12 protein-coding genes are annotated in these 9,825 nt (G+C 57.3%); all 12 read right to left on the bottom strand.

The genetic code is table 11. The features are described 5' to 3' along the window. The coding region (locus OSO_RS51405; protein ID WP_010586407.1) for an HK97 family phage prohead protease at nucleotides 1-606 on the bottom strand (606 nt) is incomplete at its 3' end. Between the two features lie 21 nt (nucleotides 607-627). After that, complete coding sequence (locus OSO_RS45520; RefSeq protein WP_010586406.1) at nucleotides 628-2,202, bottom strand: phage portal protein; 1,575 nt, start codon at nucleotides 2,200-2,202, stop codon at nucleotides 628-630. Nucleotides 2,203-2,481: 279 nt separating this feature from the next. Next, nucleotides 2,482-2,778, bottom strand: coding sequence for a hypothetical protein (locus OSO_RS0128590; protein ID WP_237729348.1), 297 nt, complete (start codon nucleotides 2,776-2,778; stop codon nucleotides 2,482-2,484). Nucleotides 2,779-3,908: 1,130 nt separating this feature from the next. Then, nucleotides 3,909-4,778: a thioredoxin family protein gene (locus OSO_RS0128585; protein WP_010586404.1), complete on the bottom strand. Its 870-nt coding sequence runs from the start codon at nucleotides 4,776-4,778 to the stop codon at nucleotides 3,909-3,911. A 46-nt stretch (nucleotides 4,779-4,824) separates the two neighbouring features. Next, the gene (locus OSO_RS0128580; protein ID WP_010586403.1) at nucleotides 4,825-5,631 is read right to left on the bottom strand and encodes a C1 family peptidase; all 807 of its coding nucleotides are present in this window, start codon (nucleotides 5,629-5,631) and stop codon (nucleotides 4,825-4,827) included. Between the two features lie 51 nt (nucleotides 5,632-5,682). Further along, a complete protein-coding gene (locus OSO_RS0128575) occupies nucleotides 5,683-6,081 on the bottom strand; it encodes a hypothetical protein (protein ID WP_010586402.1) in 399 nt (132 codons plus the stop codon). Nucleotides 6,082-6,186: 105 nt separating this feature from the next. Continuing rightward, on the bottom strand, nucleotides 6,187-6,720 hold the full coding sequence (locus OSO_RS0128570) for a hypothetical protein (protein WP_010586401.1): 534 nt from the start codon (nucleotides 6,718-6,720) through the stop codon (nucleotides 6,187-6,189). 60 nt (nucleotides 6,721-6,780) lie between these two features. Beyond that, nucleotides 6,781-6,975: a hypothetical protein gene (locus OSO_RS0128565; RefSeq protein ID WP_010586400.1), complete on the bottom strand. Its 195-nt coding sequence runs from the start codon at nucleotides 6,973-6,975 to the stop codon at nucleotides 6,781-6,783. After that, entirely contained in the window at nucleotides 6,975-8,660 is a 1,686-nt protein-coding gene (locus tag OSO_RS0128560) for a terminase large subunit (RefSeq protein WP_237729347.1), read from the bottom strand. Before OSO_RS0128560 ends, OSO_RS0128565 begins: the two co-directional genes overlap by 1 nt. Then, nucleotides 8,597-8,845: a hypothetical protein gene (locus tag OSO_RS0128550; protein WP_010586398.1), complete on the bottom strand. Its 249-nt coding sequence runs from the start codon at nucleotides 8,843-8,845 to the stop codon at nucleotides 8,597-8,599. Before OSO_RS0128550 ends, OSO_RS0128560 begins: the two co-directional genes overlap by 64 nt. Continuing rightward, entirely contained in the window at nucleotides 8,842-9,369 is a 528-nt protein-coding gene (locus OSO_RS0128545) for a phage terminase small subunit P27 family (protein ID WP_029247586.1), read from the bottom strand. Before OSO_RS0128545 ends, OSO_RS0128550 begins: the two co-directional genes overlap by 4 nt. 38 nt (nucleotides 9,370-9,407) lie before the next feature. After that, on the bottom strand, nucleotides 9,408-9,701 hold the full coding sequence (locus OSO_RS0128540; RefSeq protein WP_010586396.1) for an HNH endonuclease signature motif containing protein: 294 nt from the start codon (nucleotides 9,699-9,701) through the stop codon (nucleotides 9,408-9,410). Nucleotides 9,702-9,825 lie beyond the last annotated feature (124 nt).

The raw sequence follows: 9,825 nt of genomic DNA, 5'->3' as shown, positions 1-9,825 counted from the left end.
ACGGCGGCTACGCACGCTGTGCGGGATCGGGCGAGAGGATCGGAATCGATCGAGTGAGCTGCGGGCGCTGGCCATATCGCAGTCCGTGGCACCGTACGCGGGAAACGTCACGGGACCGACGTCGTACAGCCGCACGTCGGTGATGATCCGGTACCAGATCGATTCACCTTCGACGATTTCCTCTTGCCAGGTGGCAGCGATGACGTCGAAAGAGAATGAACACCCTGTGACGTCCTTGCGATTGATGGCCTCGGCAACCGTGAGTCCGGCAGGACTGTTCGGAAGATCCGCTTCGAACCAAAGCCCCTTCGCGTCGACGCGGATGGTGCAAGTACCGGACGTGGTCCGGCCAAGGATCAGATCCGGATTGTGGTTGAACAAACAACGCACGTCGTCGCCGCGGCTGATCGCGGAATCGAAGGCACCGGGTTGGATGCGTTCGAAACAATCCTCCCAGAGCTTGTACTGCGTGTTCGGGTCGCTGGGATCAAAATAGCGAGCTGAATAACCGCTGATCTTGCCCGGCGTCTTATCACCATCGGAGCGGATTTCGACGGGCAGGTTAAAGCGACGTCGTTCAAGTTGCTGAGGCATCGTCGGAGCCATGTTGCGTTCCAGAAAGAGGGATTAAGCCAAGAGGGCCTTGGCAATCGATTCGGTTTCGGTCGACCACGTCGCCGTGAGCGATGCGACGTCGGCAGCCAATGCCGGTGAACCCGCCAGGGCGAGCAGCTCGTCGCGATGGGCTTTCGCCGATCGCAGTGCGGGCTGTGTGTCCTTGACGCATGACAGCTTTTCGGAAAGCAGCTCCACGTGTTTCGCATAGAGAGAGTTCACCGCTTCGCGGAACTGTTCTGGCTTGCTGGCCGCGCGCTCGGCATGCGTGGCTTCGCGAGCGATCAGGCCCGCGACGGTCTGACACATCAACGCTTTCAAGCGAGGATCGGTTTTGCGGCGTGTTCGTGCGGACTTCTGATCGTCGCCGGAGTTCTGCTTACCCTTGCTCTTGCCGAAGATAGCTTCTGGCAACAGCAGTTCGTCACAACCTGGCATTGAGGGCAAGTGCTCAGTCGCACGCACTTCGTTCCTGGTTTTGAACCCGCCGAGAATTGCCGTCTTGTACGCGTCGTACCGCGTCTTGATGTCGGCCCGAAGTAAATCGTCGACGTTGTGACGAATGTGAAAACGGCCGCGTTCCTTTCGCAGGAACAGTTTTCGATTCATCTCTTGCTCGTCCCTGATCAGCCAGGGCCGCATCGTATGCTTTTCGTAGCTCAGGTCCTGAGCTTCGATGTTGCTGAACGTCGCCCGTCGTAAGAGGCCGATCATGTGAGGCGGCAAGCGGAAGATTCGGCAAATGACCTCTTCCTGGAACTCGCGGGATTCGAGGAGCTGGGCCTCGTTCGCGGGGATCAAAAGCGGCTTGGCTTCCACGCCTTCGAGCAACATGGCCTTATGGGCGTTGTCGCCGGAATATTGCGTGTCGATTTCGGCCTTCAGCCTGCCGAACACTTCATCACTTAACGCTCCAGGGGACTGCAGGACGAGCGAAGGTTTCGCGGAATTGCCGAAGTAGGCGGCCGCAAACTTGTCTTGTGCCAGGCCGATACCGATGGACTCGGCGAGCAATCGAATCGGGGACCAACCCAAGATCCCGTTGCCGAAGCCGGGCACGTGGAGCATCTGCGATCGATCGAGCGTGCGGATACTGGAGCTTCCAGCGGACTGGCGGACGTCGTAAACCAAACGCCCATTGGCATCACGTCGTGGCGTCACGAGCGACCAGTGCCGAGGGATCAAGCCGATCGGCATGCCGTCGTTGTCGAAGACAATTTCGCAATAGCCGTTCCCGCCGGTCAGAACGTCGGCCTGGCGAGTCTCGGACCAGACCATCGGCGTCATGTCTTCGTACGGTTCGTACTGCAAGAGCTGCGCGACGGGATGCAGCTTCGTGACGGTTTCCTTGCCGGATTTCGAAGTCTCGATGACTTCCATCGGCAACGAGCCTTTGGTCTCGCTGATGCAGCGAATGCAGGCGTAGACGGCCGCGTACCGAAGGGCGGTCTGTTCATTGACCGCCACTCGGGACTGCGTGTTCGGCACGCCAGGCACCCGGGCGGCCATGATGGATTCGGTGTAACCCATACCTCGGGCGAATGACGCAAAACTATTGGCGGCGAACGAGCGCAAGCGATTGAGCATTGGTGAATCCCTTCACCAGATGCAGTCCAGCTGCGCAAGAACCGAATTTATACAATTCCGTCTCGACTTTCTGCGTATTCGATGGTAAAATTCCGCTGTGGCCTCTCCGCAGTCATTTCTCTTACAAAAGTGACTGCGGAGGTGTCAGAGTGGTTTATCGTGCCGGCCTGATAAGCTGGCGTACACCTCGGTGTACCGCGGGTTCGAATCCCGCCCTCGCCGTTAAACGGGGCGGCTATCTTCGGATAGCCGCCTTTCGGTTTTTGTTCCTCTCGCTGATTATCGATCATTTTCAACCTCGCGTCGCCAGCTCCAGACTGTGTAACAGATCGAGAACAAGCAGCTGACGATCGTCAGCCAGGTGATCACACCACAGCCCAGCCGGATTTCGCTGCTGACATGTGAGCTGCACGCCTTGTGATGGCGTTCAGCAGCCTTGGCACAGCCCATCGGCATTGGGTGGGATTCGTACCAGGCATCAGCGATCGACGCGGCCCGCTCGATCACCGCGGCACGTTCCGAATTCTGGTCGATGCCAACGGCAGCACAACAACGCGCTTTTAGACTAGGACTCACCGGCTCGAATCCTGTACTTTGCATTCTCGATACATCCTGATCATAGTTCAATAACGAATATTAGACCGATCCAGTCTGACGAGGTTAGGAGCGTCGTCACACTATTGAGAATTGATGCGCACTGCGGAATCGGCTATGCCTAATGTTCAGAACAGCAGGCCCTGCCACATAAAGCGATCGAGAAATTGAGAAAAAGCAGAAATGCGAGATCCAGAAAGAATTGACCGAATGTTGGATCAACTTGTCGTCTTTTTGATCCGAGGAGCGTGTTCTAGCGTTCTGAATGTAGTGCCGCAATTGCAGGAGTGAAACAGATGCATCGAAGAATGGCTACCATCCAGTTGATTATGCTAACGTTATCGTGCGGCTGCTCGAAAGGAACGAGCAAGCCGGATAGTGGAGATTTAAATGCACAAATAAAAGTGTTGCAAGACGATCTCGAAAAGGCTCGGAATGAAGCTGCTGAAGCAAAAGCAAAGGTGTCGGAAGCCACAAACACTATAACTAAACAGCTTTGTCTCAATTGCAAGGGCACTGGATTATTGAACCGAAAATGTACAACGTGTGCAGGATCTGGGACAATCAAATGCAAGATTTGCGATGGAACTGGATATGACGCGCCGTTTCGGATAGGAACGTGTAACCGTTGTAGGGGAACAAAAGTTGTTTGGTGTCCCGGCGAAGGACCTAACACCACCCCTGACGATACGATGACATATAGTCCATGCTGTAATCACGGAACCTATAACATTACGTGTAATGTATGTAATGGGAAAAAGTTCATAGAAGTCAAGTGATGCCAAGCTTGCACCAGAGATCGCAACTGATTAACCAACAGTTCGTGACGTGGTGATCGAACGCTCTTCGTTCGTTTCTTGGCAAATCAAAAGTTCGAGGCGGGCTAATGAGAAAAGCCTCTGAGTGATTTCTCGGAGGCTTTCCTCATTCTGTGAGAGTCTTCTGGGACACATCATTTTCGCAAGTTGGGGAGCCCGGGATCGAATCATGTTTAGCATGGGAACAAGCGATGGCGGGAATGTTGCTTCCTCAAATGAGCGACATAAAACGATGATATTTCCGACGAACTAACAGGGTCTCCGAGAATCATGTTGTTCGAGCGCTTCAGCCAATCAATAGCAACTGGAATTTGATCCTTCAATTTCATCGCAACCGAATGGATGCGTTTTCAATTGCCAGATGAACGGAAGTCCCAAGGCGGTTTGCGCCGTGAACCTGTCCTTGGTCAGATTCGCCGAGGGAATCTCGGTCCCCAGGCGGATTCCCAAGCGTGTGGCTTCGGCTTTCAGCAACGGCTTGTCGAAATCGATCTGTAGCGAATCGCCGACGACCTTGACGTGAGCGGTCAGTGTCAGCGGAAACGTGACGACCGCCCTGGCGTCGGGAATCTTGATCTTGCGACCATTCGGCACCGTAATCGTGACCGTCGCGGTGTCAGTGCCAATGAACTCGGTGATTTGATCCCACGTGCTCGTCGCCGCTGGTACCGCCTCGTCAGGCTTGACGATGGTGGCCACCGGTTCCGCTGGCACGATTGGCTTGGGAGGGTCGACCGGCTTTGCAGGTTTGCCCAAGTCCGTGCGACCGAGCAACGCAAGGAAATCGTTGACGCCCAGGCTGCCACATCGTTGATCGACTTGCTTTCCAGATTCAAACGCAACGAGCATCGGTACTTGATCGGCTGTGATGCCCCATTCCTTCAGAATCCCCTGATCGTGGTCATAGTCGGCCAGGTGAATGTCGACGGCGGATCGTTTGTTGGCGTCCGCGACACTGAGGCCAAGCTTCACCAGCTCTGGCACCACGTTGTCCTTGACCGTGTTGCAGGGAACGCACCAAGTTGCCCCCACGAGTACGACGCACCGCTTCTGTTCTTTGGGCGGCGACGGAAAGGCCGGTGACGGAGCGCACGATGCAATGAGCAAACTAAGGCCGATGACGAACAACAGGCCGAGGCCTGGCACGGGATACGATTTCGACATGATCTCTCGCTTCCTTGTGAGACGATTTGACAATCCCGTGAAACGATCAGACGGGAATCCACTGATGATTGAGCCAGTTCACGGGACGGGGCTCGAACGGCCGCGATTCGCTGGCACCGAAGAACGCTGCAAATCGATCGTTGGCCCATTCGTCGACCAGGGCCGGTTCGATTTCCGATTCGCCCTGATTGCCCCATTCAGTGCTGTGGGAGTTCTTGCATCGGAGCCAGCGACGGCCGAGGCTATCGCGTCGCGGTGACCAACCGATGATGCAGCGGCAGTGATAACCGAGGCTCGATCCGCGCAAGCAGCTCGCCTTGGATTCCAACCCGTCTTTCCCAAGTCGAGCGTGGCCTTCGTACCATTCGGTGCCGATTAGGACCGGCCCTTGGTGCGTCGACGTGTATCGCCATATCGCGTCGTAGCCACGCAATTCACTGAACTGAAGAATCGGGTGTTCTTTGGCCTCGGTGACGGCTGCCGCTGGCATGGACGTCGTGTAATAGCCAGGGAAGCGGAGCGTGTCTTCGCGACAACAGCCACCGCTGGCCATCGCACCCGCCAAGGTTGCCCCTTCATCAACACCAAACATGTTGCAGGCACGCTGGGCGGCCAGATACGCGTACCAGGCGGAATAATCGACCTCTTCGCCGGTGATGAGCCAATTCAGGTGAGCGAACATCGTCGATCGACCGTGGCCAACGCACGAATTGGTCTGTTTCTGGTTCTTCGTTCGCAATTGCGGATGGAAGTCGTCGGGGATCTCGCCGGTGGCACAGCAGTTCGCGGGGAATGCCTTCGCGTTTGCCCGCAAGTAGTCCCAATCTTCACGATCTTGTCGGTAACCGAGCATGGTTCACTCCAAAATGGCCAAAACACGCGTCACACGAGAGGGAACCACGATTCATTTGAGCGCGGCGGCGAGTGCTCGCAGCGACTTTGCAACGTTGGCGGGATTGGCCAGGGCGTTTTCCCCGAATTCGTCTGCCATGACTTTCGAGAGACCGGACTTTGCGGCATCGGCAGCTCGCAATTTGGCGTCTTCCAGCCGTTGCTTGAGCTTGGCGTCGTATTTCACTTGTCCGCCTTCGACGTCGTTCGCCAGGGCTTCCAATTGATCGGCATAGGCCGCATCACGAGCACGGAAGGCCGTGCGGGCCGCTACGGTGACGGGTGATTCCACGACGATCGGTGGCTTCGGAGCGTCCTTGCGAGCTGGTGGATCGACGGGAGCACAGCCCAGGCACCAAATCACGCACCAAATTGCCGTCAGAATCGCTAGGAAAGCACCTTTGATACGCATCGTCTTTTTCCTGGCTGCAAGAGTTCGCATGAAAACCTCAGAAGACACTCGGCCCCGCCGACGTCTCGCGACAATCGGCGGGGCCTTCTCACGGGGTATTTGCGGTTAGGAAGCCGCCCGTTTCGTGGGGGCGGGCTTTTCATCGTCTTCGGTGGATTCCGTCGCCTGGTGAGGCGTCGGACCGAACTGCAGCTTGTGGAATCGCTCGCGAACGATGAACAGGGCGTCTGATCCGGCGTCGTCATCCCGCAGAGCGTCGGAGAGTTCGTCGATGATCTTCCAGATCCGGGTGCGTTTCGCGTCGACGGCAAGAGCCTCTTTGAACTCTTCGTTCAGTTGATTTCGAAACACGTCCGATTCTGGTTCTTTCTTCGCATGCAGCCCCGTCAGATCTGGCGAGTGATCTCCCGACGGATGGGCCGCACGATTCGAAAGCACGGCCACAACGGCGACCACGATGACCACAGCGAGGGCAGCCAGGCCGAGGAGGCCAAAGGAGGCAACGTAGAGCAGGTAGTCGACCAGGCCCGGCGCTTCTGATCGCGATTGCAGCCTGGCAAAATTTGCGAACGCACCGACCAACAGCAGCACGGACGCCAAAGCACCGACAACGATCTGGACAACGCGAGTTTTCGACATGAAAGTTCCTTTTCAGAATCGACAAATTTGAGGGTTGCCCAGATCGAGCGGTGACGGTCGTTACTTACCTGCGGCGGTCGAGTCCTTGGCGAACATCAGTCCCAACGACGCGGCGATCGCGGGCAGGTGCATGACGATCGTGCTGTAGTTACCCGAGAGCATGTCGGTGCCGAGTGCTCCGACCGAGGTCAGCAAACCACAGAACCCCAGGCCCGACGTCTTCCAATTGATCTGCATCACTTTGACCATGACCATCACAAACTCCTGATCCGAGGTCCGGAACTCACGGGATCGCCATACAAGCAACGGGCGAACGCCATGAAGGCGGCGACGATCGGATCAATCTTTTCGTCCGCCTGATCTTTCGCTGGCATCACTAAGCCGGCCGAATTGGTGCGCAGAACCAGGTTGTCGGCAGCCCAGGCCAGCACGGGGTCGTTGTCGTGGAGGATGCGGCCTTCACCCAGGGCGGTAAGAAATTCGCGGATCGGTTCGTTGTAGGACTGACCGTTCTGACCGAAGTCGAACACGCTCATCCCCATGTTGTTGACCAGGTGCAGACCGACCGCCCTGGCGTTATTCGGATCGAGTGCCACGGACGAAATGGCATAGTCTCGACGAACCTGTTTCAGACGTTCGTAGATGGCTTCCGGATCGGTCGCTTCGCCATCGGTCGGAGTGACATTTCGTTGTTCGATCCACTGCGGCCACGGGGCGGCGGTCAGATCACGGCCGCCGTGGCGAGGCAGCCAGTTCCAGCCTTTGAAGGCGAAACGCTTCTTGTCGAGCGGGAAGCAGAGATAAAACGAGGCTAGGTCGTTTCGCCAGCCAAGATCGAGGCCGCCGTGACAGTGCCTTCCGGTCAAATCGGGTAGCGCGGATCCTCCTGCAATCCACATCGCGTGATCGATCACCTTCGTGACGGACCGGACGCGGACGTTCATGTGATACCGCAACCATTCGTTGAAACAGACGGGATCGTTCTTCGCTTTGTTCGCGATCAGCCGCAAAGCCTCACGTTTGACGCTGATGTCGAGGTTCGGGTTTCCCTTCCGCCAGGACGTTTCGTCGTACAACGAGGCCTTCCGATCGTCCTCGTCGATTTCACAGATGAACGAGAAGTGACGATCTTCCTGAATCAACATTCGAGCGATCTGAGAGCTGAACTTGTGGACGCGAAGCCACAACTTCGAGCGGTCATCGCCAGCCGTCGAAATCACCATCCCAAGCGGCTGCCGTCGCTTTCGCATGGACGATTCGAGTTTTTCCCAGAGGGCCTGATGCTCTTCGGTCCAGGCGTGGATCTCATCGGCGACGTAGCCAAGCAGGTTGTAACCGTCGCGGCCTTCACTCCCGAGTGGCTCGATCACACCGCCGAGGATCTTGTCGACGATCGACTTCTTGCCGTGTTTCGCGCGGTAGTAATTGAAGCGATCGCCGAAGGCCGGTTGCGATTTGAGCTGCTCGTAGATCTCGTTGAAAACGATCTCGGCCTGGGCCCGTTCGACTGCCGCGAGCTGGAACTGTGATCGAGGTTCGTTGTCTAGCAGATAGAGGCGGTTGACCAGGGCAGCCATGAACGGCGACTTACCGTTGCCGCGTCCCATGCTGATGAAGCATTCGCGGAACCGGCGGAAACCGGTGTCCTTGTTCTTCCAGGCGAACAGGTTCCCGGCGACGAACTTTTGCCAGGGCTTCAGAATGAACGGGTGGCCGCAGAATTCCCCGGTCGAATGCTTCAAAAGCTGAACAAACGAAATCGTTCGTTCGAAATCGTCATCGTCCCAGTAGATGCCGCGAGCGCCTGCGGTGTCACAGTCATGCCGGTATCGTTCGACGGCCGCACGTTCGAGCGTGCCGACGACAACCTTTTTCGCTAGGACGTCGTCGCAATACCGCTCAAGATCCCTGCGGTTCGCCGAGACTCGGCATTTGCGCACAGGTGATGGGCGAGGCCTCGTAGAACTTGCGTTGCGTGCCAACTGGTGAACCCGCTTTCCGGATCACGTTCGTATTCGATCAGGACGTCGAATAACGCCATAAGGCTGCGCGGGCTGGGATCGAACGCGAACAGCCAGGTGTGGCCGTCTGCCTTCAACGAAATGAAGCCGCGTTCTTCACTCATGACTTCGCCTTTTTCCGGGTGGTACACTTTTCGGGTCGTTTGCTCGCAGATGTACCAGCCAACAACGCGGCCATTGGATCGATGGTCTTTTCGATGCGTTTCGCGGGGTTGATGCCGGTACGGGCCGATGGAGTGCAGCCGAACTGAGTGAGGCACCATTTCAGCATCGCGGTGTTCTTCGCGATGATGTTCACAAGCGGGTTGGCCATCGGTGTCGACTGTTCGCCCACGTAGACGATCAGGTCATCGGCAGCCAGTGCGTCTTGAGCTTGCAGCATGCCCACGTAGCTGGCGATCAGCAGCTCGAACGCCTGGGCGTCGAGATCGGTCATCAAGCCGCGAGCCGCGAGCTTTCCGCCGATCTTGTTCCACAGTTCGATCTGCTCCGCGTCGAAGTGCGGCGGCGGATCTGGCAATGAGGGACCGAGCTGCTCGTCGACTTCATCGGAATGACGATCAGCTCGGAACGTGCCCCGTTGCTTCAATGTCGCGACGGGCGTCTTGCCTGGTCCACGCTTGCCCATGTGATGCACCCCGCCAGAGATGACGATGCTGCAGGCGATCACTCGCCGCGCGCGGTCTTCTCGCTATGACATGATTTGCAAAGCGACTGTAAGTTGCTGGCGTCGAAGAAAAGGGACCATTTCCCGCCGTGACGTCGAATGTGGTCGACGTCGGTCGCTGGGCGGATTCGGTTCGCGAGCTGGCACACCTGGCACAACGGCTCTTTCGAGAGCTGGTTGGCTCGCAGGCCGACCGGCCCCCACCAGGCCCGTAGGCGATACCAGCGGTGGTACGATCTCGGGGCCTTGATGCCGACCGTGGGCGGCTTGTGTTTCTGCGGAGCGGTCGACATGGGCAACCCTTTGCGGTCGGTCGAAGTCACGACGTAAGGACGCAACCTCGGTGCGAAGCGTGGCGACTTGCACACGCAAATCGACCAGGCCGCCGAGTAACGAAACCGCCAGGCTGATCACGCC

This window comes from Schlesneria paludicola DSM 18645 (assembly GCF_000255655.1).
Lineage (GTDB): Bacteria > Planctomycetota > Planctomycetia > Planctomycetales > Planctomycetaceae > Schlesneria > Schlesneria paludicola.
The sequence above is the reverse complement of the archived record's forward strand: the minus strand, read 5'-3'. Positions and strand labels throughout refer to the sequence as shown.

Bases quoted from the DNA above. Each gene is read 5' to 3' on its own strand.
- OSO_RS0128550 (WP_010586398.1), bottom strand. From the start codon at position 8,845: ATGAGTGAAGAACGCGGCTTCATTTCGTTGAAGGCAGACGGCCACACC.
- OSO_RS0128570 (WP_010586401.1), bottom strand. From the start codon at position 6,720: ATGTCGAAAACTCGCGTTGTCCAGATCGTTGTCGGTGCTTTGGCGTCC.
- OSO_RS0128580 (WP_010586403.1), bottom strand. From the start codon at position 5,631: ATGCTCGGTTACCGACAAGATCGTGAAGATTGGGACTACTTGCGGGCA.
- OSO_RS0128575 (WP_010586402.1), bottom strand. From the start codon at position 6,081: ATGCGTATCAAAGGTGCTTTCCTAGCGATTCTGACGGCAATTTGGTGC.
- OSO_RS0128585 (WP_010586404.1), bottom strand. From the start codon at position 4,778: ATGTCGAAATCGTATCCCGTGCCAGGCCTCGGCCTGTTGTTCGTCATC.
- OSO_RS0128545 (WP_029247586.1), bottom strand. From the start codon at position 9,369: ATGGGCAAGCGTGGACCAGGCAAGACGCCCGTCGCGACATTGAAGCAA.
- OSO_RS0128565 (WP_010586400.1), bottom strand. From the start codon at position 6,975: ATGGTCATGGTCAAAGTGATGCAGATCAATTGGAAGACGTCGGGCCTG.
- OSO_RS45520 (WP_010586406.1), bottom strand. From the start codon at position 2,202: ATGCTCAATCGCTTGCGCTCGTTCGCCGCCAATAGTTTTGCGTCATTC.
- OSO_RS0128540 (WP_010586396.1), bottom strand. From the start codon at position 9,701: ATGTCGACCGCTCCGCAGAAACACAAGCCGCCCACGGTCGGCATCAAG.